General features: G+C 34.5%; 23 protein-coding genes. 8 read left to right on the top strand and 15 right to left on the bottom strand.

The genetic code is table 11. The features are described from left to right. The first annotated feature begins 3 nt into the window (after positions 1–3). A complete protein-coding gene (locus AAEO57_RS16715; RefSeq protein ID WP_341694176.1) occupies positions 4–417 on the top strand; it encodes a thiol-disulfide oxidoreductase DCC family protein in 414 nt (137 codons plus the stop codon). A gap of 220 nt (positions 418–637) precedes the next feature. Here the strand turns inward: AAEO57_RS16715 and ettA are convergent, their stop codons facing one another. The 3 genes from ettA to holA form a co-directional block, all read right to left on the bottom strand. After that, the gene (gene ettA, locus AAEO57_RS16710; RefSeq protein ID WP_341694175.1) at positions 638–2,329 is read right to left on the bottom strand and encodes an energy-dependent translational throttle protein EttA; all 1,692 of its coding nucleotides are present in this window, start codon (positions 2,327–2,329) and stop codon (positions 638–640) included. A 70-nt stretch (positions 2,330–2,399) separates the two neighbouring features. Further along, the gene (locus tag AAEO57_RS16705) at positions 2,400–2,576 is read right to left on the bottom strand and encodes a CAL67264 family membrane protein (RefSeq protein ID WP_198530125.1); all 177 of its coding nucleotides are present in this window, start codon (positions 2,574–2,576) and stop codon (positions 2,400–2,402) included. Positions 2,577–2,645: 69 nt separating this feature from the next. Continuing rightward, complete coding sequence (holA, locus tag AAEO57_RS16700; protein ID WP_341694182.1) at positions 2,646–3,650, bottom strand: DNA polymerase III subunit delta; 1,005 nt, start codon at positions 3,648–3,650, stop codon at positions 2,646–2,648. Positions 3,651–3,744: 94 nt separating this feature from the next. On the opposite strand from holA, the gene AAEO57_RS16695 reads away from it, so the two are divergent. Genes AAEO57_RS16695 through AAEO57_RS16685 form a run of 3 tightly spaced genes read left to right on the top strand, consistent with a single transcriptional unit; the run spans position 3,745 to position 6,104 of the window. Further along, entirely contained in the window at positions 3,745–4,194 is a 450-nt protein-coding gene (locus tag AAEO57_RS16695) for a type I restriction enzyme HsdR N-terminal domain-containing protein (RefSeq protein WP_341694174.1), read from the top strand. Between the two features lie 22 nt (positions 4,195–4,216). Next, positions 4,217–5,236 carry a glycosyltransferase family 2 protein gene (locus tag AAEO57_RS16690; protein WP_341694173.1) on the top strand — a complete coding sequence of 340 codons (1,020 nt, stop codon included), beginning with the start codon at positions 4,217–4,219 and terminating at the stop codon, positions 5,234–5,236. A 34-nt stretch (positions 5,237–5,270) separates the two neighbouring features. Further along, entirely contained in the window at positions 5,271–6,104 is an 834-nt protein-coding gene (locus tag AAEO57_RS16685) for an OmpA/MotB family protein (protein ID WP_341694172.1), read from the top strand. A gap of 159 nt (positions 6,105–6,263) precedes the next feature. Here the strand turns inward: AAEO57_RS16685 and AAEO57_RS16680 are convergent, their stop codons facing one another. The 5 genes from AAEO57_RS16680 to AAEO57_RS16660 form a co-directional block, all read right to left on the bottom strand. Next, entirely contained in the window at positions 6,264–6,884 is a 621-nt protein-coding gene (locus tag AAEO57_RS16680) for an L-threonylcarbamoyladenylate synthase (protein WP_341694171.1), read from the bottom strand. A 106-nt stretch (positions 6,885–6,990) separates the two neighbouring features. Then, positions 6,991–9,327: an ATP-dependent helicase gene (locus tag AAEO57_RS16675; protein WP_341694170.1), complete on the bottom strand. Its 2,337-nt coding sequence runs from the start codon at positions 9,325–9,327 to the stop codon at positions 6,991–6,993. A 142-nt stretch (positions 9,328–9,469) separates the two neighbouring features. Next, positions 9,470–11,920, bottom strand: a complete 2,451-nt coding sequence (locus tag AAEO57_RS16670) for an InlB B-repeat-containing protein (RefSeq protein ID WP_341694169.1) — start codon at positions 11,918–11,920, stop codon at positions 9,470–9,472. A 59-nt stretch (positions 11,921–11,979) separates the two neighbouring features. Continuing rightward, the gene (locus AAEO57_RS16665) at positions 11,980–14,115 is read right to left on the bottom strand and encodes an InlB B-repeat-containing protein (protein WP_341694168.1); all 2,136 of its coding nucleotides are present in this window, start codon (positions 14,113–14,115) and stop codon (positions 11,980–11,982) included. Between the two features lie 264 nt (positions 14,116–14,379). Next, complete coding sequence (locus AAEO57_RS16660; RefSeq protein WP_341694167.1) at positions 14,380–15,147, bottom strand: sulfite exporter TauE/SafE family protein; 768 nt, start codon at positions 15,145–15,147, stop codon at positions 14,380–14,382. Between the two features lie 124 nt (positions 15,148–15,271). Here AAEO57_RS16660 and AAEO57_RS16655 point away from each other — a divergent pair, with 124 nt between their 5' ends. Further along, positions 15,272–15,793 (top strand): DUF7935 family protein, encoded by a 522-nt coding sequence (locus AAEO57_RS16655; RefSeq protein WP_341694166.1) that lies wholly within the window; start codon positions 15,272–15,274, stop codon positions 15,791–15,793. On the opposite strand, the gene AAEO57_RS16650 is transcribed toward AAEO57_RS16655, so the two are convergent. The 3 genes from AAEO57_RS16650 to AAEO57_RS16640 form a co-directional block, all read right to left on the bottom strand. After that, positions 15,762–16,493 (bottom strand): hypothetical protein, encoded by a 732-nt coding sequence (locus AAEO57_RS16650; protein ID WP_341694165.1) that lies wholly within the window; start codon positions 16,491–16,493, stop codon positions 15,762–15,764. The two genes, AAEO57_RS16655 and AAEO57_RS16650, sit on opposite strands and share 32 nt — an antisense overlap. A gap of 23 nt (positions 16,494–16,516) precedes the next feature. Then, positions 16,517–17,416, bottom strand: coding sequence for a patatin-like phospholipase family protein (locus AAEO57_RS16645; RefSeq protein ID WP_341694164.1), 900 nt, complete (start codon positions 17,414–17,416; stop codon positions 16,517–16,519). A 91-nt stretch (positions 17,417–17,507) separates the two neighbouring features. Further along, complete coding sequence (locus AAEO57_RS16640; protein ID WP_341694163.1) at positions 17,508–19,568, bottom strand: M1 family metallopeptidase; 2,061 nt, start codon at positions 19,566–19,568, stop codon at positions 17,508–17,510. 66 nt (positions 19,569–19,634) lie between these two features. Here AAEO57_RS16640 and AAEO57_RS16635 point away from each other — a divergent pair, with 66 nt between their 5' ends. From AAEO57_RS16635 to AAEO57_RS16625, 3 genes are read left to right on the top strand one after another with little or no spacing between them, the layout of a single operon-like run. Next, positions 19,635–20,402, top strand: a complete 768-nt coding sequence (locus AAEO57_RS16635; RefSeq protein ID WP_341694162.1) for a Dph6-related ATP pyrophosphatase — start codon at positions 19,635–19,637, stop codon at positions 20,400–20,402. Positions 20,403–20,414: 12 nt separating this feature from the next. Then, a complete protein-coding gene (locus tag AAEO57_RS16630) occupies positions 20,415–20,921 on the top strand; it encodes a hypothetical protein (RefSeq protein ID WP_341694161.1) in 507 nt (168 codons plus the stop codon). Between the two features lie 3 nt (positions 20,922–20,924). Further along, complete coding sequence (locus tag AAEO57_RS16625; RefSeq protein WP_341694160.1) at positions 20,925–21,614, top strand: aspartyl/asparaginyl beta-hydroxylase domain-containing protein; 690 nt, start codon at positions 20,925–20,927, stop codon at positions 21,612–21,614. A gap of 3 nt (positions 21,615–21,617) precedes the next feature. Here the strand turns inward: AAEO57_RS16625 and AAEO57_RS16620 are convergent, their stop codons facing one another. The 4 genes from AAEO57_RS16620 to AAEO57_RS16605 all read right to left on the bottom strand — a co-directional run bounded on the left by AAEO57_RS16620 (position 21,618) and on the right by AAEO57_RS16605 (position 25,217). Further along, entirely contained in the window at positions 21,618–23,315 is a 1,698-nt protein-coding gene (locus tag AAEO57_RS16620) for a carbamoyltransferase family protein (RefSeq protein ID WP_341694159.1), read from the bottom strand. Between the two features lie 154 nt (positions 23,316–23,469). Beyond that, on the bottom strand, positions 23,470–24,054 hold the full coding sequence (locus AAEO57_RS16615; RefSeq protein ID WP_341694158.1) for a chemotaxis protein CheB: 585 nt from the start codon (positions 24,052–24,054) through the stop codon (positions 23,470–23,472). Then, on the bottom strand, positions 24,036–24,845 hold the full coding sequence (locus AAEO57_RS16610; RefSeq protein WP_341694157.1) for a CheR family methyltransferase: 810 nt from the start codon (positions 24,843–24,845) through the stop codon (positions 24,036–24,038). Before AAEO57_RS16610 ends, AAEO57_RS16615 begins: the two co-directional genes overlap by 19 nt. 6 nt (positions 24,846–24,851) lie before the next feature. Continuing rightward, positions 24,852–25,217 carry a response regulator gene (locus tag AAEO57_RS16605; protein ID WP_341694156.1) on the bottom strand — a complete coding sequence of 122 codons (366 nt, stop codon included), beginning with the start codon at positions 25,215–25,217 and terminating at the stop codon, positions 24,852–24,854. Positions 25,218–25,230: the final 13 nt, after the last annotated feature.

The raw sequence follows: 25,230 nt of genomic DNA, 5'->3' as shown, positions 1-25,230 counted from the left end.
AATATGCAAAACTTACCTCAAAATAAAAAAATAATCCTGTTCGACGGTGTTTGCAATTTATGCGACGGAGCGGTTCAATTCATTATCAAACACGATAAAAAAGATATTTTTCGTTTTGCAGCCCTGCAATCTGATTTGGGGAAAGAAATTTGCAGTTATATTGGTGTTGATCAGAATAAAATTGACAGTATCATTTTGTATAATCCCGGAATTGCCTATTATTACAAATCATCCGCAGCTATTGAAATTGCAGAAGAATTAGGCGGGATTTACAGTTTAATTTCAATTTTTAAAATTTTACCTGAAAAACTTCGAAATTACATTTACGATTATATTGCTAAAAACCGTTACAAATGGTATGGTAAAAAAGAGAGCTGTATGATTCCTACACCTGAATTGAAAGCTAAGTTTTTATGAAATTCCAAATCTGAAATTCCAAATTCCAATTTCAAAAACTTGTCATTTGAGGAAAAAGTTTTTCAAATCTTTGCCGAATTTCTAGTGTGATTTGCTTCGCCTATTCGCTATCGCTCGAGTCTCCCTTCGGTCGAATTGACAAAAAACAAAAAATCCCAAATTTCAAATCTTTTACAATTTGGAATTTGGAATTTTAAAAATTGGAATTTATTTCAGAAAATTATCTAATCAATTTTCTGTATTTCAAACGTTTTGGAGTTAAATCACCGCCAAGACGTTTCTTTTTATTTTCTTCATAATCAGAGAAACTTCCTTCAAAGAAATAAACTTCAGAATCTCCTTCGAAAGCCAGAATGTGTGTACAAATTCTGTCCAAGAACCATCTGTCGTGCGAAATGATTACGGCACAACCTGCAAAATTCTCCAGTCCTTCTTCAAGAGCACGAAGTGTATTTACATCAAGGTCATTTGTAGGCTCATCCAGCAAAAGTACGTTCCCTTCTTCTTTCAAAGTCATTGCTAAATGCAAACGGTTACGCTCTCCACCAGATAACATCGACACTTTTTTGTTTTGTTCACCACCTCCAAAGTTGAAACGTGATAAATAAGCTCTTGAGTTAACCTGCTTTCCGCCCATCATAATTAATTCCTGGCCATCAGCAAAATTTTCCCAAATCGATTTGTTCGGATCAATATTAGAGTGCGACTGATCTACGTAAGCAATTTTTACAGTTTCACCAACTGAGAATTCTCCACTATCAGTTGACTGCTCACCCATAATCATTTTGAAAATAGTAGATTTACCAGCACCATTTGGTCCGATAATTCCAACAATACCCGCCTGAGGCAAAGTAAAATTCAGATTATCATATAATAATTTGTCTCCAAAAGCTTTCGCAACATTCTTAGCCTCAATAACATTTGTACCTAAACGTGGACCATTAGGGATATAAATCTCTAATTTCTCGTCTAGTTGTTTTTGATCTTCATTTAATAATTTGTCGTAGTTCTGTAAACGCGCTTTTTGTTTCGTCTGGCGTCCTTTAGCCCCCTGACGAACCCACTCCAACTCACGCTCTAACGTTTTTCTGCGTTTAGAAGCCACTTTTTCTTCCTGAGCCAGACGGTTTGATTTTTGATCTAACCATGAAGAATAGTTTCCTTTCCATGGAATACCTTCTCCTCTATCCAGCTCTAAAATCCATCCTGCAACGTTATCCAGGAAATAACGGTCGTGTGTTACCGCGATTACAGTCCCTGCATATTGAGCTAAATGCTGCTCTAACCAAAGAACTGACTCCGCATCAAGGTGGTTGGTAGGCTCATCTAATAACAATACATCCGGCTGCTGCAATAATAAACGGCATAAAGCTACACGACGACGCTCACCTCCTGAAAGGTTTTTGATTGGCGTATCACCTTCCGGAGTACGCAAAGCGTCCATTGCGATTTCCAATTTGGTATCGATTTCCCAGGCACCTAGCGCATCAATTTTGTCTTGTAGTGCTGCCTGACGATCCATTAATTTATCCATTTTATCCGGATCTGAATAGTTTTCTTCAAGACCAAATAAATCATTGATTTGATTGTATTCTTCTAAAACCGCCATTGTTTCAGCTGCTCCTTCACGCACAATCTCGATGACAGTCTTAGAATCATCAAGGATTGGTTCCTGTTCTAAATACCCAACAGTATATCCCGGCTGGAAAACTACATCTCCCTGATAGTTTTTATCTACACCTGCAATAATTTTTAAAAGAGAAGATTTTCCGGAACCATTCAAACCTAAAATACCAATTTTAGCCCCGTAAAAGAAACTCAAATAAATATTTTTAAGTACCGGTTTGTCTGCTCCCTGATAGGTTTTACTCAATTTCTGCATTGAGAAAATTACTTTCTTATCGTCTGACATTCTTTTTTATTTTTAATTTTAATTAATTAATTATTTTTTGATTGATCTTTTAAATTTTGATTTTATTCTTTTAAACTCTTCCTTTCAAAGCATTAAAAACCCATGCATTAGCTAAAAACCCAACCCCAACAGCAGCAAATCCCCAGCCTGATACTTCACTGTATCTAAAAACACCAAGACCTATAAGTAACAATCCCATAAGTACCATTATAAAAGTAGCCCATCCTAAAACGGTATTTTTATTCATTCCCATAATTGTGTAATTATTTTAAGTAGTAAAATTTTTAGAAACGCAAATATCGTGAATTTTAACGGCTTAATTAAATATTTTATACAGCATTTCTTTTAATAAATCCGATTGTGGCAGTGCATTTGCCCCAACTCCTTTACTTTTAACATCTATATCGCGCAAAGCCCCCACTATCTGACTTACTTTTCGCATTGGGTAATTCTTTAAAGCTAAATCATATTCCTTTAAAAAATAAGGATTTACGCCAATAACAGCTGCTACATTTTTTGGGTTTTTATCTTTTAATCCGTGGTATTTCAATAGCTGCACAAAAAAACCAAACACGAGTCCGGTTGTCATAACCAAAGGATATTCTTTTGGATTATGTGCAAAATTTTCAGCTATTTTATAAGCTCTTAACTGGTTACGTTCGCCAATGGCTTTTCGAAGCTCAAAAACATTATAATCTTTGCTGAAACCAATATTCTCCTCAATATGCTGGGGTGTAATCATTGTTCCCTGCGGTAGAATAATCTGCAGTTTTTCCAGCTCATTATTAATTTTACTTAAGTCTGTCCCTAAAAACTCTACCAGCATAGCATTTGCTTTCGGGTCAATGGTATATTTTTTTCCTGCCAAAACACGCTTAATCCAGTCACCTACCTGATTTTCATATAGTTTTTTACTTTCATAAACAATGCCTTTTTGTGCTAATAGCTTCGTTACTTTTTTACGTTTATCAAGTGTTTTATATTTGTAACAAAAAACCAAAACAGTAGTTTCCATCGGATTTTCAACATAAGATTCGATTTTATCAATTGTTCTTGATAAATCCTGAGCTTCTTTTACAATAACTACCTGTCGATCAGCCATCATAGGATAGCGCTTGGCCGTTGAAACGATATCGTCTACAGAAACATCCCTTCCATATAAAACTGTCTGATTAAAACCTTTTTCTTCTTCGGCAAGTACATTCTGCTCAATATATTCAGATAATTTATCAATATAATAAGGTTCTTCACCCATTAAAAAATAAATCGGTTTAATATTTCCGGCTTTAATATCGTTAACAATTTTTATTACTTCGTCCATTCCATCTTTATGTTTCAAGTTTTAAGTTTCAAGTTCTGCTTCAAAACGTGAAACTTTAAACTCGAAACCTGAAACTATTTTATATTTTTGCTTTATGCTTAAACTTAATTTCCCAACTTACAATTTTCGATTCAAAAATAGCGAAAATAAAGTGTCTATTTTTGACGAAATCAGGAAAAAATTTATAATTCTCACCCCCGAAGAATGGGTTCGTCAGCACGTTGTTCATTATTTAATAAATGAAAAAAAATATCCCAAATCGCTGATAAACGTAGAGAAAGTTTTAACAGTCAACGGATTACGAAAAAGGTATGATGTTGTAGTTTTTAATCCAAATGGTTCCATTCACATTTTAGTAGAATGCAAAGCTCCAGAAGTTAAGATCTCTCAGGCAACTTTTGATCAGATTGCCCGTTATAACATGACAATGCAGGCACGGTTTTTGAAAGTCACAAACGGTCTGCATCATTATTATTGTCAGATGGATTTTGAAAACGAGAAGTATGAGTTTTTAAAATCATTGCCTGATTATAAGGAAATTTAATAAATCATTAAAAAAAATACTTTTGGATAAAATTGCAGTTGTCATTTTAAATTGGAACGGAGTAAAATTATTAGAGCAATTCTTGCCATCGGTTATTCAGTTTTCTGAAGAAGCTACTATTTATGTAGCCGACAATGCTTCAACAGATGGATCCGTAAATTTTATACAGCAAAATTTTCCGACAATAAAAATCATAAAAAACACAGGAAATCATGGTTTTGCAAAGGGCTATAATGATGCTTTAAAAGAAGTCAATGCCGAAATTTATGCGTTAGTCAATTCTGATATTGAAGTAACCGAAAACTGGCTTAAACCAATAATCGAAACTTTTAATACAGAAAAACAAACCGCCATTATTCAACCTAAAATACTTGATTTCAAAAACAAAGAATATTTTGAATATGCTGGTGCTGCAGGAGGTTTTATTGACAAATTTGGTTTTCCTTTTTGCCGTGGTCGTATTTTTGACACTCTAGAAAAAGACAATGGTCAATATGACGATAATTGTGAAATTTTCTGGGCTTCCGGAGCTTGTTTTTTTATTCGAAAAGAAGTTTATGATGATCTTAAAGGATTTGATGAATCCTTTTTTGCACATCAGGAAGAAATTGATTTATGCTGGCGTGCCTTAAATGAAGGTTATATCATTAAATATACGCCATCATCTGTTGTTTATCATGTTGGAGGAGCGACTTTAGAGCAGGGTAATCCCAAAAAAACGTATTTAAATTTTAGGAATTCACTACTAATGCTGGTTAAAAATCTTCCTAAAAGAGGATTATTTTTTATTATTTTTTTTAGAATGATACTTGATGGTATTGCCGGACTCCGATTTTTGACCCAAGGAAAATTCAAACATGCATTTGCTGTTTTACATGCACACTTTTCATTTTATTACCTGTCACTGGGTTACTTAAAAAAGAGAAAAGATTTTCAAATACAAAAATACTATACCGTAAAAAGCATCGTTTTCTTGTATTATATAAAAAAATTGATTGTTTTTAAAGAAATCTTTAACAATAATCAAAATATTAAAAACTAAATTTGTAATCAACGTCTAATTAAATTTAACATTTATGAGAAAAATAGTAATTGCACTATCAGTACTAATGGCTTTCACATCATGTGTATCAAAAAAAGAATACGCTGCATTAGAAGCTAAGAACAAAGAGATTCAGGATTTATTAAATTCTTGTACTGTGAAATTAAACTCTTGCCTTGAAGAAAAAGCAGGATTAGCCGCTACCGCCGAAAGCTATAAACAACATAATCAAGACCTTATCAACAGCTCTAAAGATTTAACTGTTTTGACAACAAAAGGAGCTGAAAACCTTGAAAAATCATTAGAGAGCTTGAAAGAAAAAGATTTGAAAATTTCCAGACTTCAGGATGCCTTAACTAAAAAAGACAGTGTAACTTTAGCATTAGTTACAAGCTTAAAAGGTGCAGTTGGAATTAACGATCCGGATATTGAAATCAATGTAGAAAAAGGAGTAGTATTTATTTCTATCGCTGATAAATTATTATTTAAAAGCGGTAGCTATGATGTAACTGATAAAGCTAAAACAGTTTTGGCTAAAGTTGCAAAAGTAGTTAATGACAAACCTGATTTTGAGTGTATGGTTGAAGGTCATACTGATAATGTTCCTTACAGAAGCAATGGAGTTTTACTTGACAACTGGGATTTAAGTGTTAAACGTTCTACTTCAATTGTTAGAGTATTAACAAATGATTTAGGAGTAAATCCGGCTAAATTAATCGCTGCAGGTAGAAGTTCTTATGTTCCTTTGGTTCCAAATGATACAGCAGAAAACAAATCAAAAAACAGAAGAACCCGTATTGTTGTTATGCCAAAAATCGATCAGTTCTATGATATGATTGAAAAAGAAATGAAAAAACAGGCAAAATAATAGTATACTATAATACACAAAAAAGCAGGTCGTTTGACCTGCTTTTTTTTTAAAATACCCCTGAAAAGGGTAGCACTATTTTTAATTTTAACTAACTAAATTTAACTAATAATAAAGTTACTAATATTTTCTTCAAAAATTTATACTTTAAGTTTTTTTTTACAAAACATCAATATCTCCTTTTCCTTCTCTTATTATAACTGGTTCATGTTCTGATAAATCTATAATAGTAGAGCCTACATTATCACCATATCCTCCATCTATAACCATATCTACCAGATTTTGCCATTTTTCAAAAATAAGTTCGGGATCTGTTGTGTATTCAATCACATCATCATCATCGTGAATAGAAGTAGATACTACAGGATTGCCTAACTGCCGCACAATTTCTAATATAATATTGTTATCAGGAACACGTATACCTACTGTAGTTTTCTTTTTAAATTCTTTTGGCAGATTATTATTGCCTGGCAAAATAAAAGTATAAGGACCCGGTAATGCTCTTTTTAAAATTTTAAAAGTAGCAGTATCAATCTGACGCACATAATCTGACAAATTGCTTAAATCATGGCAAATGAACGAAAAATTTGCCTTTTCAAGCTTTATCCCTTTGATTTTAGCAATTTTTTCTAAAGCCCTCGAATTGGTAATATCACAACCTAAACCATAAACAGTGTCAGTTGGATAAATCACCAAACCTCCATTTTGAAGGACTTTTACCACTTTGGCAATTGCGGCTTCACTAGGTTTATCTGGATATATTTTAATAAATTCTGCCATTTATGTTTTTTTTTTTTTTAAATTTAATTTTGTTTCAGGTTTCAGGTTTCAAGTTCAAATTACGTTCAAAGCAGGAAACTTGAAACCTGAAACTTTGAAACTTTATTTATCCTACAACATCTAATTTAGCAAATCTCAGCAAAAGTTTTTTAATTCCGCCTACTTCAAATTTTATTTCGGCTTTTTTATCTGCTCCGACACCCTCTAAATTTATTACTTCTCCTTTTCCAAATCGCTCATGCATTACAACATTTCCTATTGTTAATTTGTTATCGAATAAATTTGCAGCACTTGTATTTGGGTTCGTCCCTGCAACCGGTTTTAGTTTTCTAATATTTAAATCCGGTTTTGGGCTGTTATCCGTAATATGTTTTGGAGGTGTTCCTCCTACAGGTTTTGACAATCTCAATTTAGATTTATCTACATCTCCAAAAATATCTCCGTCAATTGGTGATTTGTAACGATAATTACTTTCTGAAGGTGTTAAATATTCTAAATATTGACCGTCAATTTCTTCGATAAAACGAGAGGGCTCACTATCTGTCAGTTTTCCCCAACGATAACGTGACTGTGCGTAAGTCAGATATGCCTGATGTTCTGCACGTGTAAGTGCTACATAAAACAAACGGCGCTCTTCTTCCAATTCACTTCTTGTGCTCATACTCATAGCACTCGGAAACAAATCTTCTTCCATTCCGACCACAAATACGTGTGGAAATTCCAAACCTTTCGCAAGGTGTATCGTCATTAAGGCAACACGATCTTCATCAGAAGTATCTTTATCCAGATCAGTTGCTAAAGCCACATCTTCCATAAATTCGGAAAGAGCCCCTCTTGCCCCGTCAATTTCCCGCTGCCCTTCGGTAAAATCCTTAATACCGTTCAAAAGTTCTTCGATATTCTGAATTTTAGCCATTCCTTCTGGTGTAGCATCTTTTTTTAATTCCTGAACCAGACCTGTTTTTTTAGCAACATGGTCTGTAATATAGAAAGCATCCTGATTTTGGTCGATAACCTGAAAACTCTGAATCATCGTTACAAAATCTTTCAGTTTGTTTTTCGTACCGGCATTCAGTTTCAAATCGATTTTATCGATATTTACCATTACTTCCCAAATCGAGCGTTTATAATGATTCGCAGCAATAGTTAGCTTTTCAACAGTGGTATCCCCGATTCCTCGTGCCGGATAATTGATTACACGAATCAGAGCTTCTTCGTCTTTCGGATTAAGAACCAAACGCAAATAACACAAAACATCCTTTATTTCTTTACGCTGATAGAATGACAATCCACCATAAATTCGGTACGGAATATCCCGTTTTCTCAAAGCATCCTCCATCGCACGAGATTGCGCATTGGTACGATACAAAATCGCAAAAGCCCCGTTGTGAAGCTGACTCTGCATTTTTTGTTCGAAAATTGTACTGGCTACAAAACGACCTTCCTCGGCATCAGTCAAACTTCGGTGAACCTTAATTCTTGGCCCAAATTCATTAGCAGTCCAGACTACCTTGTCTAACTTGGTTTTGTTGTGCTCCATAACCGTATTTGCAGCTTCCACAATATTTCGGGTTGAACGGTAATTTTGCTCTAAACGAAACATTTTTACGCCTTCGTAATCCTTTTGAAAATTCAGGATGTTATTGATATTCGCTCCACGAAAAGCATAAATACTCTGTGCATCATCACCAACAACACAAATATTCTGAAATCTGTCTGATAAAGCTCTTACAATCAAATACTGCGAATGATTGGTATCCTGGTACTCATCAACCAAAATATAACGAAAACGATCCTGATATTTCGCCAAAACCTCCGGAAAACGAGTCAACAATTCATTGGTTTTCAATAATAAATCATCAAAATCCATTGCTCCGGCTTTGAAACAGCGCTCTACATATTGCTGATAAATTTCGCCCAAACGAGGTTTTTTTGACATCGCATCCGCTTCCATCAATTCAGGATTGTTGAAATAGGCTTTTACGGTAATCAAACTATTTTTATATGTCGAAATTCGTCCTAAAATCTGTTTCGGCTTATAAATATCACGATCCAGCTGCATTTCTTTTATAATGGAAGAAATCAATCTGGCAGAATCCTGAGAATCATAAATAGTAAAATTGGAAGGATACCCTAAAAGTTCTGATTCTGAACGAAGAATACGTGCAAAAACAGAGTGAAAAGTTCCCATCCATAAATTCTTCGCCTCACTGGCTCCCACAATTGCCGAAATCCTGTGTTTCATTTCACGGGCAGCTTTGTTGGTAAATGTTAGCGATAGTATATTGAAAGCATCAACTCCCTGATACATCAAATAAGCAATCCTGATGGTCAAAACACGGGTTTTGCCCGAACCGGCACCAGCAATAATAATCATTGGTCCGTCTTTTTGTAAAACGGGTTCTCGTTGAGCTTCGTTGAGCTGGTCAATATAATTTTGCATGAAATTTTCTCCTTTTATGCAAAAATAAGAATTAAACTTTTAGAATCTTAATTCTGTAAAAATCAAAATTGTCTTAAAAAGAAAAAAACCACTTCACAGGAGCAAAGTGGCTTTTCAATTTAAGAAAGTGGTTTTGGTTTTCTTAGTGTACAATTACTTTTATCGATTTTTTTATTCCTTCCGATTCGATCGTAAGAATATACAAACCGCTTGTGATTGTATTTTTATTTACAGCAATAGTATTTATTCCTGAATCTAATTGTTGTGTTTTCGATAAAATCAGCTGTCCGGTTATACTGGTCAGCATAATACTTGCTTCTTGTACATGAGAGGAATTAACAAATAAATTAATGATCCCAACAGCAGGATTTGGAGAAACATAAGCATCAAAAACATTTTGTTCAAAACCATCAATTGCCAACTTTGCAACCTGACTTGTACACGATTCTGCTAACGGGGTTTCACCTGTTATTTCGATCCAGTCAATATCTGCAAAGGCAGAAGACACCGTAGTCTCTAAACGAATTATATTAACTCCCTGAACCAATGTAATATTAGCAGCAGCAGTCAATGCAAAAGTCGTAGAATTTGCCGTTTTTGGAAATGATAAGGCTGGAATAGCATCAGAACCATTCACTTTCAGTTTTGCTGTAGTAGGATTTCCTGAACTGCTGTTTACGTATCTAAAAACAACACTGTAAACACCAGCAGTTGGAACTTTTATAGTATAGCTCACTCCTTTTCCAAGGCTGTTCGAAAAATTAGTTACGAATCCGTTATTAGCACCCGTATTTGAAGAAATAGTTCCTTCGTAACCGCAATAGCCAGAGGTGAATGAAGTCGAATCTTCAATTCTTAACGTTTGTGTTCCTGTAACAGGCAAAGTAAACGATCCACTAATGATTACATCACTGTTCATTGTAACAGTCGTGGTTAAAGTTGTAACGTTGTTGCTCCATTTATCAAATACATATCCTGTAGCAGGAGTTGCTGTTAGCGTTACTACCTCTCCCTCCGAATAAGTTGATTTATTTGGCGAAATAGTGATTGTTCCTCCGTTTGCAGGAGTTGCGTTTACAGTTAAAACATAAGCTGCCGCAAGTGTGCTTTTAAAGTTTGCCGTAATCGTTTTACTGGCATCCATTGTTACAGTTGTGGTTACTGTTGTAGCCCCGTTACTCCATGAAAGAAATTGATAATTTGCAGCTGGAGTTGCTGTTAATGTCACTACAGTTCCTGCATTATAAGTCTCACTATTTGGATTTATAGCAATAGTACCTCCTGCCACAGGGCTTGCAACAGTTGTCAGAACAAAATCTGTTGTCTGAGCCGGACCTGTTTCTCTTGCTCCTAAATCAGGTGCACTTCCATTAAAGGTGATTCCCGTTGTCGTAACTCCTGCATCAATAAAATCACTATTTGAACTTAGGGTAGCAAAAGTTCCCAAATTAGGACTTCCATCAGCATTTTTAATGATAGTTGGAGGAGTCAAAGTCACAAAATCTGCTGCACTGGAAACAATGGCAGGCGTTCTTCCGTTGGTACTCTTTTTACTAATCCACCAAACGTTTGAAGAACTTACGTCAGTTCCGGAGTTTTTATCGCTGGTACCTGAGTTATAAGAAACATTATTTCGAAACTGATGTGTCCCTCCAGTTCTGAAATTAAAATTCGATTCAGCATTATTTACAGAAGTGTTATTCGACATTTCGATCGAACCTAAATTATTGTTGTCGGTAAAACCATGCTTTCCGTTTCCGAAAGCAACACAGCGTCTAACAATATGGTTTACCGGAATTCCTTCGCCTCCTAATTTAAAACCGTTTTTATCACCGGTTCCGGAAGTACTGCTCGTTGACAATGTTCCATTATTATAGGCCACACAATTTTCAAATAAAATAATTCCGATCGGTCCTGTTTCTGTCTTGGTGTACAAATCCCAGCCGTCATCAATATTATTATGCGAAATACAGCCTCTGAAAATATTACCTTCACCGCAAGTCAGTTTTGCAGCAAAGCCATCAGCATTTTCTGCTCCAACATCTTTGTTATCGAAAGATTCACAGTTTAAAATCAGATTGTTTGAAGGCCATTGGCTAATGGTTGTCGCATTTACATCATAACGGCTTAACTGAAGTCCGGTATCTCTGTTTTTTTCAAAAATACAATTATCAATCGTGTTATTACTTCCTGAAAGCAGCATTCCGTTATCACCTGAATTTCGAATGGTAAGGCCTTTAAAATACCAATAAAAACCATCTAGAATAATACCTCTGTTTGCAGGAAGTTCTGCCTGCGCAGAAAAATCAATTATAGGAGTTTCACCAGAATACGCTTCGATTCTTTTCAAATTTCCAGCAGTTCCGCTATTTGCTCTTGCAATTAAAATGGTAGATGCAACTGAGTAAATCCCTCCACGCATGTAAATAGTCTGCCCGGGACTTACGATACTGATAGCGTTTAATAAAGTTGTCGGATTACCAATGGTACCATCGTTTGCGGAAACTCCTGTTGGTGAAACATAAATTTGGGAAAATACGCAAAGCGGAAAAAACAGCAATGCAGAAAACAAAGTGGTTAGTTTTTTTTTCATTTAGTAAAGTTTGGTTAAGATAGTTAATTTTCAAAGTGGTCAATTTTAAAAAGTTAGTTTTATGGACAAGATTCTGCCACCGGAGCTTCTCCGGTAATTTCCATCCAGTCTATGTTCGCAAAGGTCAAAGCATCAATCGTTTCTAATCTGATGGTATTTATACCTTTATTCAATTTAATAGTTAATGGCTCGGTTGTCGCAAATTTGGTTGTGCTGGATGTTATTGGGAAAGCTACATCAATACTATCTGCTGCATTTACTTTGACTTTTGCTGCTGTAGTTTTACCTCTATGCACATATCGAAACACTACCATATAAAGTCCTGAATTTGGTACTTTTACCGTATAATTTATTCCATTTCCGGGAGCATCCGTGATATTCGTTACTTTTCTGTTGGCAGCGCTTGAATTAATTGCTATGGTTCCCTCATAAGCGCAAAATCCCGGTGCAGCTTCTTCTATTCGCAAGGTATGAGTACCTGTGAGTTTTTCGCCAAAAGTTGCCGTGATACCCATATCAGCAGTCATTGCAACAGTTATTTCATTGGTAGTTTCACCTGAATTCCACGACTTTAATTCATTCCCCGCTGAAGGAATAGCTGTAAGAGTAATTACTTCGCCTTCTGCATAAGTGGCTTTATTCGGATTTACAGTAATTGTACCGCCTTCAGTTGGATTTGCTACAGTTGTCAAAATATAAGCAGCCGGTAATGTACTTTTAAAATTAGCTGTAATGGTTTTGTTGATATCCATTTTTACTGTTGTCGTGGCAGTAGTTGAACCATCACTCCAGGATTTAAATATATAATTTGGAGATGGTATTGCGGTCAAGGTTACAACATCACCTGCATCATAAGTTACTTTAACCGGACTAACGGTTACACTTCCTCCAGCAATTGGTTTTGCTACAGTTTTCAATACAAAATCAGTTTTTTGCTGAGCCCCAAATTCTCTTGCGCCTAAATCCGGAGCTATTCCGTTAAATTCAATTCCGGCTACCTGTATACCCGCATCTATAAAATCACTATTGGATTTCAATGCTAAAAATTCGCCTAAATTTGGACTCCCGTCTTCATTTTTAAGAACAGTCGGAACTGTTAAGGAAACAAAATCATCATCACTAATTACAAGCGCCGGAGTTCTTCCGTTGGTACTTCCTTTTATCCACCAGACATTCGAATTTTCAACATCTTTACCAAAAATTTTATCTTTAAAAGACTTATAAGATACATTGTTTCTAAATTGATGCTTTCCTCCTTCACGAAAACCAAAACCATTACTTTTATTATTGTAAGAAGTGTTGTTGGTCATCTCAATCGATCCTAAATTATTATTGTCTGTAAAACCATGCTGACCGTTTCCAAAAGCTATGCAGCGACGCAGAATATGATTCACAGGAATACCTTCTCCACCTAATTTAAAACCATTTTTATCACCCGTTGCTGTAGTTGTTCCATTAGTGAGCGTGCCGTTGTTGTAAGCCACACAATTTTCGAATAAAATTGCCCCAATAGGTCCTGTTTTTAATTTGGTATATAAATCCCAGCCGTCATCACTGTTATTGTGAGAAATACAACCACGAAAAATATTTCCCTGCCCACACGTCAGTTTTGCAGCAAAACCATCTGCATTTTCTGCTAATGAATCCTTATTATCAAAAGACTCACAGTTCAGAATTAAATTATTCGAAGGCCATTGATTTATTGCGGTATAAGCAGCATAATACCGGCTGATCTGTAATCCGCTGTCTCTGTTTTTTTCGAAAATGCAATTATCAATAGTGTTATTATTTCCTGAAAGCAGCATCCCGTTGTCTCCCGCTTTTCTAATTGTGATTCCCTTAAAATACCAATAAAAACCATCCAGTACAATTCCTTTGTTTTCGTTGATTTCCCTTTGAGCTGAAAAATCAAGAATCGGAGTTTCATCAGCATAAGCTTCTATTCTTTTTAGTTTTCCAGCTGTACCGCTATTTTCCCGTATAATAAAAATGGTTGAAGCTATTGAATAAATACCCCCGCGCATATAAATTGTTTGCCCAGGAGTTATAATTTTGATTGCGTGTTGAAGCGTAGTAGGAGAATCAATAGCTCCTGAATTGGTTTCTTTTCCTGCTGGTGAAACATAAATTTGAGCATTCATTCCAAGAGGAAAAAGCAAAATTGTAAAAAACAGATAAGTTAACTTTTTCTTCATATTATTAAAGTAGATGTAATTCTTATTTTTCTCAAATTATTTCACCTCAAAAGCTTTCCTGAAGCTAAAATCTGTCAATACAAAAATGTAATCGATTACACAAATATATAATTTTATTATCAATAAACAAGTTAAACGTTAAAAAAATCACAAAAAACAAATATTTACATACAAAAATTGCGCTATACACAAATACATTATTCATAATTACATTAACCAATGTAATCGATAACAAAACAAGGTAGATTATGAAGAATTCAAAGATTATTTATAGAAAACATCGTAAGCAAATCGAAGAAGTGTTCCGATTACGACAACCAAAAAGAAAATCCTGATAAAGCCATTTCCTTTGTTGATAGCAAGCTTTGCCCCAAGCCAGCCTCCTATTCCATTGCTAATAGCCATAGGAATTGCAATACTCCAGATGATTTTTCCTTTTATTATAAACAAACAAATCGACCCAAAGTTGGTCGCCAGATTTACCATTTTTGCATTCGCAGAGGCATGCAAAAAGTCAAACCCTAATAAAGCGATAAAAGCAACCACAAAAAAACTGCCGGTTCCGGGACCAATAAATCCGTCATAAAAACCAATAATAACACTAATGACAACAGCATACATAATCTGGACTGATGGAGAATGATCTTTAGCCACATGCTGTCCGAAATTTTTCTTCGCATAGGTGTACACAAACAGTAAAGATAAAACTATGAGTAAAAGCGGTTTCATAAAATCGTTACTCACAAGAGTTAAAATCGTTGAGCCTAAAAATGCCGAAGGAACAGCCAGACACATCATAACCAATAATAATCTCCACTGGATAATTACATTTTTAAGATACTGAAAAGCAGCAAAAGCAGTTCCGCTAAAGGCTGGAATCTTTAATGTCCCAACAACTGTCGAAACTGGAAGATTTGGTAATAAAATCAATCCCATCGGAGTTTGAATCAGTCCTCCTCCGCCAACTATTGCATCAATAAATCCAGCCGCAAATGCAGCAAGACAAAGAAAAAATATAATATAGGAATCCATTAAAATCGTATTTGAATTGTTTCAAAAAACAAGTTGCAAAAGTACGGCTTCCAATTTGTTTATTACTAAAAATTTAAAGTGTATTTCTCCTCAAAAAGTATATTTTTGCCTAAAAATTATTGAAATGGATTTTACACGAATTATAGAATTAGCGAGTTATACTTTACCAGCCATTGTTACCGGATTTGTGGCTTACAGTTTTTTTGAACTGCACATTAAAAACAATGACAAAAAACGTGCTTTTTTACTAAACAAAGAATATCAAAAACAATCTTTACCTATACGTTTGCAGGCTTACGAGCGTATGACCTTATTTTTGGAGCGAATTAACCTGACGAAATTATTAATTCGTATCACTCCAATTTCACAACAAAAACACGATTACGAAAATTTTATAATTGAACAAATTGAACAGGAATTCGAACACAATTTAACGCAGCAGATTTACATGTCGGATGAGTGCTGGACGATTATTACAACTGCAAAAAATGCAACCATACAAATGATTCGTAAAGCAGCCATGAGTGACCGTGTAGACAATGCTGATAAATTGCGTGAAGTGATTTTGAATGATTTACTGGAAAAGCAGTCGCCAAGTAATGCTGCTTTGGGGTTTATAAAGAATGAGGTTGGTGATCTATGGTAGGATTTTCTAAAGAATTAAGTTTTTTTATTAATTTTTCGAGGAATTTTTTAACCTGTGATATCATTCGAGAATTAAATTCAGGAGCTTGGATGTCTAACATAAATATTGAATTTAGATCGAACAATTCTTTAAATTTATATTCTTCTAGATATTCAGCACAATTTCTGAAGCCTAATAAATTTTTATTTGAGTTTATAAAACTATAAATGGTTTTCCAATCTCCATGATTTTGGCTAATTTCACCTTGGCTATGAACAAATCTATTTCTAATCTTTCTCATTATATTTAAATATTCCCATTCAGGATTCATTTCTAAAAAATCAATTTTGCCTGCTTTTCTTAAGTATAGTTTTGCTTTTTCAATTTCACTATTTCCTTTAAGATCTTCCATCGAAAAATCAATTTTATGATGTTCAAAATGGATTGAACATATTTCTTTTAACTCATGCTCCAAAATTGAGAAGATTTGGATAAAAAAAGATGTCCTAAAACTTTGAGGATAAAATGTAGATTCTTGAAAAAAAGTTTTTGAAAAAGATATCAATTGAGTCGTTTCTAATGAAGAAATTTTTTCTACATCAAAATTTTGTCTGTTCTTAAAATATCTTTGCAAAAGATAATTCTCCATAATCTCATTATAATTAAGGAACTCTTCTAAAAAATCATTCGATAGATACTTATTATATTGAATTTTTAACATCTTAGCATATTTAAAATTGAATTCTACTTATTATCACTCATAATTTCAGACTTATTCTGAGCATATTCATATCCTTGTTCCCACCATGTTTTCATGACCTCTTTATTAAAAATCAAGGCATTATTGGTCAGTTTTGTTGGAGTGTAATATAAATTAAGTTTTACATTCTTATTGTTTGCTATTAGTTTTCCTATCGCAATATCATGTTTTTCAACCTGATCGAGGGCAATTCTAAACAAATCAATCATTAAAGAAAATGGGTTTTTGCCAATAACCGTTTTTTCCATATTCACTTCCGTTTCCAAAACAATTACATCAATTTCTGTTGCTCCGCGGTTGATTGCTTCGCGAATAGGAACCAGGCTTGAAAATCCGCCATCGCCATATTCACAATTGTTTTTTTCAACCAGACTCATAAAAGGCACATAATTACTCGAAATCCAGGACCAGTCACAAAACTCTTCGTAAGTACACTCTTTTATCGATTTATATTCGGCTTCGTTTTTTGTAAAATTAGTTACCGTGATGACAACATCTTTTTTAAGTTTTTTTAACTGATTGAAATCAGATAAGGTGAAATTGGTTCTAATGTATTTCTTCAATCCTTTGCTTTCTCCAAACGTTCTTTTTCCCTTAAAAAACTGGCGAATTACATTGAAGTGATTAATAGTGACAATATCAACCCCATCTTTAACTTTGACCACAAAAGGACAAATATTAAATATTTTAGACATGTTGACATTGGTATAAATCGAATGGATTTGCTCAATATTTCCGAGTGCCAGATGCGGAATCAATAAACTTCCGGTTGAAGTCCCGAGGTATAAATCGTACTGATATTTTTTTACTTCTAATAAATATTGTGCAACACCGCCGGCAAATGCGCCTTTACTACCGCCACCGGAAATAACCAATGCTCTCATAAATTAATTGTAGGTTTGTTGTTTTAGAACAAAGACTTTTCTATTCTTTTATCTTGATTCTTTCTTCTATATGTCTATGCTTCATTACTATTTACTCTTTCAATAAACGATTCAGCTGAAATTGTTCATCGGGGGTCAAATTAGGCAAAATTCTTTCAAACGAAGCACGCATTTCAGATTTTTTTAATAACAATCGAATGGTTTCCCTTCCAAATTTCGAGAATTGCCACATGTGATGTGTGGTAGAATTAACTAAATTACTCAGCACCTGATCGTTAATAATTTTAAACGCAATTAGTTTTTCTAAAGCATTTTGTCTTGTAGTAGCTTCGTATTTTGTAGAAGAAAAAGCAATTAATTCTGAAATTAAACCTTCGGGATCATTGCTGTAATTTGGTGTAGATAATGCCAGCGAAAGCCATAACGTACGAAGATTGTAATCGTTGAAACCAATCCATGTTTTAGTTTTATCAAGATATTCTGCTCTGCGTTGAGGAAAATCTTTCCATAAAAAATAAAGGGCCACTTCTTGTGTCTGATAGGACTTATCTTCTAATAATGTTTCATATTCTGTTCTAAAATCTTCCGGGATTTTCGATAAATTTTCGGCAACAGCCTGACGAACTTTAATGTTATTTGTTTGCAAGGCAGCTGTTAAAAGTGCTTTTTTAACTTCGTATTTTTCAGACTCAATTTGCTCAACAATCGATTCTTTTACAGACTGATAGCTATCTGAATTTAAAATTTTCAAAAAGTAATCCTGTTTTTCAGCTAAAGGTGTTTTTTTCAGTTTATCAATTTCCAGTCGCTGCTGAATCGTTTTATTTTTACTCAACAGAGCATTACCTGTCGGTGTATCAAAAACGGTGGTTTCAAGCCATGTTTTCTGAAATTTATCTAAGTCAAAATCAGATACTTTTTTAATTTCGTTAAAGAAATCCTGCGTATTAACCGTTTTATAGGCATATTTCTTTAAATAACTTTTTATAGCTTTTTTAAACGCTTTATCACCAATTGATTCATGCAAAACAAATAAAGCCCAGGCTCCTTTTTCGTAAAAAGTCAACGAACTGGCTTTAGCATTCAAAACCGGAATTGAATCAGTTCTGGAAGCGAATTTGAGCTGTTGCGCTGTATCGTATAATTTCGAATAAAAATAATCTTCACCATAAATTTCTTTTTCGGCCAATAAGGCATAATACGTTGCAAAACCTTCCTGAAGCCAATGATGGGTACTGCTTTCGGCGGTAATCAAATCGCCAAACCAATGATGTGCCAGCTCGTGTGCATCAACATTTGTGTAATTTCGGTCTGCAAAACCAATCGAATCTACTACATGTCGGGTTGCAAAAAGCGTTGTGGTTGTATTTTCCATTCCGGCATACAAAAAATCCCGAACGGGAATCTGTCTGTTGATTTTCCATGGATATTTCACACCTATTTCTTTCTCTAAAAAATCAAAAATACGCTTCGAATAACGGTATGTCGGTTCGAAACGATCTGCATCTTTGGGTTCCAGATAATATTCAAGCGGAATTTTAGATTTTGATTTGAATTCTTTTTTTTCAAATTTACCAATCGCAAGCATCAATAAATAAGAACTCATTGGATTTTCCATTTGGTATTGCCAGTGAAATTGATTATTTTCTTCTGTTTTTTCTTTTAAGATTCCGTTCGAAACAACCTGATAGTTTTTATCGTACGTAATGCCAAGGTTAAAAATCAATTTTTCGTTCACATCATCAAAACTCGGAAACCAGTTACTCGTGTATCTTCCCTGCCCCTGTGTCCAGATCTGTACCTCAGCATTTTCAATATTTACAAAATATAAAGCTTGTTTTGGTTTTACAGCATATTCAAAAGTCAACTGATTATCGCCTTCCTGAAAATGACCTACGATTTGTAATTGCTTACCTGTATTGATAAAAACAGCTTCTTTTTGATTGATTGTTACATTGGAAAACTCCATGTTTTTGGCATCAATCTTAATAGTATCAATCGGTTTTAATACTTCAAAATGGTAGTCAACCAAACCTGAAACCGATTTTTCAATGGCATTCAGTTTTAATTGACCCGAAACCGATTTAAAATCGACAAATTGGGTTTGTTGTGCAAAAACGAAAGTGGTGAAAAATAATAAGAAGTATTTCATTGAAATAAATTTGAAGGCAAAATCCAAAGTTACAAAGGTTTCATCAACAAATCGAATGAAATTTGTATGTTTACATTAGAAAATTTTGAGAACGTGTCAACACCTAAAAAAGCCTTATTTAACTGGAGCAGCGGAAAAGATTCTGCTCTTGCTTTATATAAAATCCTTCAAAATCCGGATTATAAAATTGAATATTTACTAACCAGCGTTAACCAGCAATATCAGCGAATTTCAATGCACGGTGTACGCACAGAATTACTTGAAACACAAGCTAAAAGCCTTGGTTTACCTCTAAAAATAATGCAGATTCCGGAAATGCCAACTATGGAAGTGTATGAAAATGTCATGACTAAAACCTTATCTGAATTGAAAAAAGAAGGCATCACACATTCTGTTTTTGGAGATATTTTTTTGGAAGATTTACGCAAATACCGTGAAGACAAATTAGCCGAAATAGGTTTTGAAGCTGTTTTTCCAATCTGGAAAATCCCTACTTCTGATTTGATTCAGGAATTCATTCGGTTAGGGTTTAAAACAATCGTGGTTTGTGTAAACGAACGTTATCTTGATAAAAGTTTTGTTAGTCGAATCATAGATCAGGATTTTATTAATGATTTACCTGAAAATGTAGATGTCTGCGGCGAGAATGGTGAATTTCATACTTTTACTTTTGATGGGCCTATTTTCTCAGAAGCTATCAACTTTGAAATTGGTGAAACCGTATATCGAAAATATGAAAAACCAAAAACAGAATCCAGCAATACGGCCTGTGACACCAATGCAACAGATGCTTTTGATTACGGATTCTGGTATACTGACTTAATTCCGAAATAATTTTATTTGACCATGACCGTAAAAAATCAAACTGCTGAATTAGAAAAAGTCCTTTCATTTTTAAACGAAATTGGTATTGAAGTTATTGAGAAGCAGCTGGAAACTTCTTTTTTACCAGGATTGTCTTTAGGTCCAAACTGTCTTTATATTGATTTTGAAAAATTATTATATCCCGGAGATATTCTTCATGAAGCAGGGCATTTGGCAGTAACAACTTCTTCAGAAAGAAAACTTGCAGGTACTGATCAAATGGCTGCTGACTGGCCTTCTCAAGGCGAAGAAATGGGTGCGATTCTTTGGTCTTTTGCTGCTGCGAAACATTTAGAATTACCTGTTGAATTTGTATTTCATCCAAACGGTTACAAAAACGAGTCGGAATGGCTGATTTCTAATTTTACCAATGAAAATTATATTGGATTGCCTTTTCTGGAATGGACAGGACTTACCTTAGGAAAAGTAAATGCTGCAAAAGAAGGTAAAGAAGCTTTTCCAAAAATGTTAAAATGGCTAAGAGATTAAATTATGGATAAATTAGTACGCTCAATAAAGTTTCCGATGTTTTTTGATCCTGAAAAACTTAAAAATGACGTTCGTAAAATCATCGATAAAAGCTGGACCAATCACTACAACACAAATGATTATACAGGAAAATGGACCTCTATTGCCTTAATGTCACAAAACGGAAAGTCAGATTCTATTTTTGCACTTCCGAGAGGGAATGAAAAACTGGTTCCTACCGAAATCATGGATTCATGCACTTATTTTCAGGAAATTCTGGATAGCTTTTTATTTGAAAAAACAGCTGCCCGTTTATTGAAACTAGATGTTGGTGCCGAAATTAAGCCACATACTGATAATTGTCTGGGATACGAAGATGGCTGTTTCAGATTACATATTCCCATCATTACAAATACCGAAGTTGAATTTATTTTAGATGGAAATCGTTTGATAATGAACGAAGGCGAATGCTGGTATATTGATGCCAATTTTACCCACTCTGTAGCCAATCGAGGAACTGAGGACAGGATTCATCTGGTTATTGACGGACTTCGAAATGACTGGACAGATGATTTGTTTTTTAAAGAAGCCCGTCAAAGTGAATTTATCCGACCTGCAGCAAAAGTTTCCGAAAAAGAAAAACAGCTTATAATTGCTGAACTGAAACGGATGAATCCGCCAAATTTAGATGCTCTTCTGAAAGATTTGGAATAACCATTATTTTTCGATTACATAGTTCTCCATAACTAAAATATCCAAAGCTGTAATTTCAAATAAATCAAGTGCCTCTTCGGGAGTTTCAACGATAGGCATTCCTTTTTTATTTAAACTAGTATTGAGTAAAACGGGTATTCCGCTTTGTTTATAAAATGCAGTAAGCAATTTCGCAAACTTTGAATTCCAACTCTCTTCGACTGTCTGAACACGTGCAGAATCATCCCGATGTGTGACGTTTTTAAGCTTTTCCAAATGCTCTGATTTTGTTTTATCTACCAAAATCATGTAAGGACTATTTCTTCCGTGTAAAAAATATTCATTCACTTTTTCTTTTAAAACTGCCGGAGCAAAAGGACGAAAATCTTCTCTGAATTTAATGTCCAGATTGATATGATCTTTCATTCCCTCAATTCCGGGATGTGCCAAAATACTTCTTCGTCCCAAGGAACGCGGACCAAATTCTGATCCAGACTGGAACCAGGCAATCGTTTTTCCCTGATTTAATTTTTCTGCGCAATAATCTGCCAGATCATTTACATTCGAAAACTTTTTAGAATTGTATTTTCTGTTTTCCTCTTTATTATATGCAGCTTCAATTTCGGCATTAGTATATGTTTTACCAAAACAAGTACTTCCGTCATGGGGCACTTTTGGCATTTTTAAATATTCCAGCCAGCCGTAAAATGCACAGCCAAGTGCCAGTCCATTATCTGCTGCGGCAGGTTCAAAATAAATATTTTCGACTATTTTGCTGTCCTGAAGTTTTGCATTTGCCACAGCATTGAGTGCTACGCCGCCTGAATAACACAAATTTTTATGCGGAAATTTTTCTAATCGGTTTTGAATGCATTTTAAAACAGCTTTTTCAACCTGTTCCTGAGCCCATTTTGCTACATTGGCGTAATAATCAAAGTTATTTTTGAAATATTCATATCCTTTTGACGGATTCGTAAATTGGTTTTTCCAGTCTTCATTTACAAACAGATTACCCGATTTAAATTTAAAAGCTTCAAAATCATAAACACCTGATTTTCCAAATGGTGCCAGTCCCATTAATTTACCCACATCATCCATATCTCCAAAAACATAATGGCTTACGGAAGCATAGAATCCTCCGATAGAATGCTGTGTAGTAGGAAGCGAAAATAAACCACCTGATTTTTCGGCCATTTTACTGAAATCCTTAATCAAAGGAATTAATTTTTGCCCGTCAAAATGGTAAAAACTGTCTTTTTCGCAAACCATCTGAACTTCATTCAGTATCTCCAGGTTTATGTATGTTTTTTGTTCGGGATGTAGTTTGAGAAACTGGTCTAGCGGACTTCCGCAGCCATCAATCACCATTACCGCACATTCAGAAAACGAACAGGTTCCTACGGCACTGTAGGCATGCGCCAAATGATGCGAAATATCAACAATTTTCAAATCCGGTGCTTCTGTAAAAAGTCTTTTGCCTTTATATTGATTACGATCGGGAATATCGAAATTGGCACATTGTACTACAAGCGAAATATCCTTTAACTGAATTCCTTCAGCATCCAGACAATACTGAATTGCCAGATTATCATTTCCTCCATCATGTTTGACCCGGTTTAACCTTTCTTTTTCGATGCCTACACAAACACGTCCGTCTTTTAATAAAACTGCAGATCCGTTGTGCGAAAGTCCGGTACCCAAAACATAAACAGGTGAATTCATTAAGTCAATATTTTTATAGTTAAATCATTTGGATGAAATTAAAATAAATGTCAGGTTAAATTGCAAACTACTTTTTAACTACAATTTTACTTTTAATCTATTTTATTTACCCAATGATTATAGTTTATTTTTTAAACTACTAAAATAATTAAACTTAGTTATCCATTAAAAGAATATACTGAAGAATTTCCTTAATATTTAGAACATAATCGGGTCTTGTATTTTGAATAGCATGATTGGGCATAAAAGACATTTCGGCAGATTCGGGATTCTGAATAATTACAGTTCCTCCTTCTTTTTGAATTGCTTTTAATCCTTCTGTACCGTCTGCATTCGATCCTGATAATAAGATTCCGACCAATTTATCTTTGTAAACCTCAGCAGCTGATTCGAAAGAAACATCAATACTTGGCCTGCTGTAATTGACCTTTTCAGAAATATCAAGCGATAATGTGTTATTTTTTTCAAATAATAAATGATAATTAGAAGGAGCGATATAAATAAATCCCGGCAAAAAAGGAACTTTGTCTTCGACTTGTTTTACTTTAACAGCTGATTTGATTTCAATTAGTTCTTCAAAAGTTTGCTCATCTGTGCTTTTCCGATGTACGACAATTACGATGGCAAAAGACTTTATTGGAGACAATTGTGGTAAAATTTGCATGAGGACATTTAAACTTCCGGCTGATCCTCCTATGATTACCACTTTAAAATCCGGAATTATTTGATTTTTCTCCATATTTTTTCCCGATCTAATTGTTTGTATTTGTCTGGAGCTATTGAATACTTTATGGTTTCTTTTGTGCCCAAAGCCAAAAAGCCTAAAACAGCAAGACTATCATCAAATAAACTGATTGCCCTTTTCTGCAATTCATTATCAAAATAGATCAGGACATTACGGCAAAAAATCAAATCAAATTCATTAAATGAAGTATCTGAAACTAAATTATGCTGTGAAAAAACCATTTTTTGAGACAGTTCATCATTAAATTTTGCAATACCGTAATTGGCTGTATAGTAGTTTGAAAAATCTTCTTTCCCGCCGGAATCCCTATAATTTTCGGAGTATTCTTTCATCATTCTCAATGGAAAAATACCTTTTTTTGCCGTTTCTAAAACCTTTGCATTTATATCTGTGGCATAAATTATAGACTTATGCAGCAATCCGGCCTCTTTCAGTAAAATAGCGACAGAATACACTTCCTCACCTGTCGAACATCCTGCATGCCACAAACGAATAAAAGGTTTTGGTCCCAACAGCGGAAGAATCTGATTTCGGATGACTGCATAAAAAGAAGGATCCCGAAACATTTCGGTAACATTTACCGTAATTTCGTCAACCATGTGTTTATAATACTCCGGATTAGATCTTACTTTTGATAGAAACTCCTCAAAATGGGTAAATCCATCCAGCTGGTATATTCTGTTTACACGTCTTTTTAGGGATGCTCTGGAATAACTACCAAAATCAAAACCATAATATTCATATACTTCATTAATTAGGGTTTCTAATTCAATATCTTCAATCATAGTCATTTATATTTTGCTCAGTAACAAAAGCAATTTATCGACATTAACCGGTTTAGAAATATATCCATCTGCACCTGCTGCCAGACATTTTTCTTCATCTCCTGCCATAGCCTGAGCGGTTACCGCTATAATAAAAGTTGATTTATATAACGGAATTTTTTTAATTAAAGGAATTGCTTCATACCCGTCCATTTCGGGCATCATCATATCAATCAAAATAGCATCTATATTGGCATCAGCGTTTAAAATTTTTATGGCTTCTTCTGCACTCAAGCACGATACACAATCGAATGATTTGGCTCGAAGTGTGTTTTCCAAAGCAAAAATATTTCTGGAATCATCATCTACAATTAAAAGTCTTTTTTTGTCCATTTTGCTTTGTTTA

Origin of the sequence: Flavobacterium calami, from assembly GCF_038290035.1 — a bacterium.
Taxonomy (GTDB): Bacteria; Bacteroidota; Bacteroidia; order Flavobacteriales; family Flavobacteriaceae; genus Flavobacterium; species Flavobacterium calami.
Note: the sequence above shows the minus strand (reverse complement) of the source record. Positions and strands in the feature narration are given on the sequence as shown.

Excerpts from the sequence above, each read along its gene's own strand:
- AAEO57_RS16715 (WP_341694176.1), top strand. The coding sequence starts at position 4 with ATGCAAAACTTACCTCAAAATAAAAAAATAATCCTGTTCGACGGTGTT.
- ettA (WP_341694175.1), bottom strand. The coding sequence starts at position 2,329 with ATGTCAGACGATAAGAAAGTAATTTTCTCAATGCAGAAATTGAGTAAA.
- AAEO57_RS16705 (WP_198530125.1), bottom strand. The coding sequence starts at position 2,576 with ATGAATAAAAATACCGTTTTAGGATGGGCTACTTTTATAATGGTACTT.
- holA (WP_341694182.1), bottom strand. The coding sequence starts at position 3,650 with ATGGACGAAGTAATAAAAATTGTTAACGATATTAAAGCCGGAAATATT.
- AAEO57_RS16695 (WP_341694174.1), top strand. The coding sequence starts at position 3,745 with ATGCTTAAACTTAATTTCCCAACTTACAATTTTCGATTCAAAAATAGC.
- AAEO57_RS16685 (WP_341694172.1), top strand. The coding sequence starts at position 5,271 with ATGAGAAAAATAGTAATTGCACTATCAGTACTAATGGCTTTCACATCA.
- AAEO57_RS16680 (WP_341694171.1), bottom strand. The coding sequence starts at position 6,884 with ATGGCAGAATTTATTAAAATATATCCAGATAAACCTAGTGAAGCCGCA.
- AAEO57_RS16675 (WP_341694170.1), bottom strand. The coding sequence starts at position 9,327 with ATGCAAAATTATATTGACCAGCTCAACGAAGCTCAACGAGAACCCGTT.
- AAEO57_RS16670 (WP_341694169.1), bottom strand. The coding sequence starts at position 11,920 with ATGAAAAAAAAACTAACCACTTTGTTTTCTGCATTGCTGTTTTTTCCG.
- AAEO57_RS16665 (WP_341694168.1), bottom strand. The coding sequence starts at position 14,115 with ATGAAGAAAAAGTTAACTTATCTGTTTTTTACAATTTTGCTTTTTCCT.
- AAEO57_RS16660 (WP_341694167.1), bottom strand. The coding sequence starts at position 15,147 with ATGGATTCCTATATTATATTTTTTCTTTGTCTTGCTGCATTTGCGGCT.
- AAEO57_RS16655 (WP_341694166.1), top strand. The coding sequence starts at position 15,272 with ATGGATTTTACACGAATTATAGAATTAGCGAGTTATACTTTACCAGCC.
- AAEO57_RS16650 (WP_341694165.1), bottom strand. The coding sequence starts at position 16,493 with ATGTTAAAAATTCAATATAATAAGTATCTATCGAATGATTTTTTAGAA.
- AAEO57_RS16645 (WP_341694164.1), bottom strand. The coding sequence starts at position 17,416 with ATGAGAGCATTGGTTATTTCCGGTGGCGGTAGTAAAGGCGCATTTGCC.
- AAEO57_RS16640 (WP_341694163.1), bottom strand. The coding sequence starts at position 19,568 with ATGAAATACTTCTTATTATTTTTCACCACTTTCGTTTTTGCACAACAA.
- AAEO57_RS16635 (WP_341694162.1), top strand. The coding sequence starts at position 19,635 with ATGTTTACATTAGAAAATTTTGAGAACGTGTCAACACCTAAAAAAGCC.
- AAEO57_RS16630 (WP_341694161.1), top strand. The coding sequence starts at position 20,415 with ATGACCGTAAAAAATCAAACTGCTGAATTAGAAAAAGTCCTTTCATTT.
- AAEO57_RS16625 (WP_341694160.1), top strand. The coding sequence starts at position 20,925 with ATGGATAAATTAGTACGCTCAATAAAGTTTCCGATGTTTTTTGATCCT.
- AAEO57_RS16620 (WP_341694159.1), bottom strand. The coding sequence starts at position 23,315 with ATGAATTCACCTGTTTATGTTTTGGGTACCGGACTTTCGCACAACGGA.
- AAEO57_RS16615 (WP_341694158.1), bottom strand. The coding sequence starts at position 24,054 with ATGGAGAAAAATCAAATAATTCCGGATTTTAAAGTGGTAATCATAGGA.
- AAEO57_RS16610 (WP_341694157.1), bottom strand. The coding sequence starts at position 24,845 with ATGATTGAAGATATTGAATTAGAAACCCTAATTAATGAAGTATATGAA.
- AAEO57_RS16605 (WP_341694156.1), bottom strand. The coding sequence starts at position 25,217 with ATGGACAAAAAAAGACTTTTAATTGTAGATGATGATTCCAGAAATATT.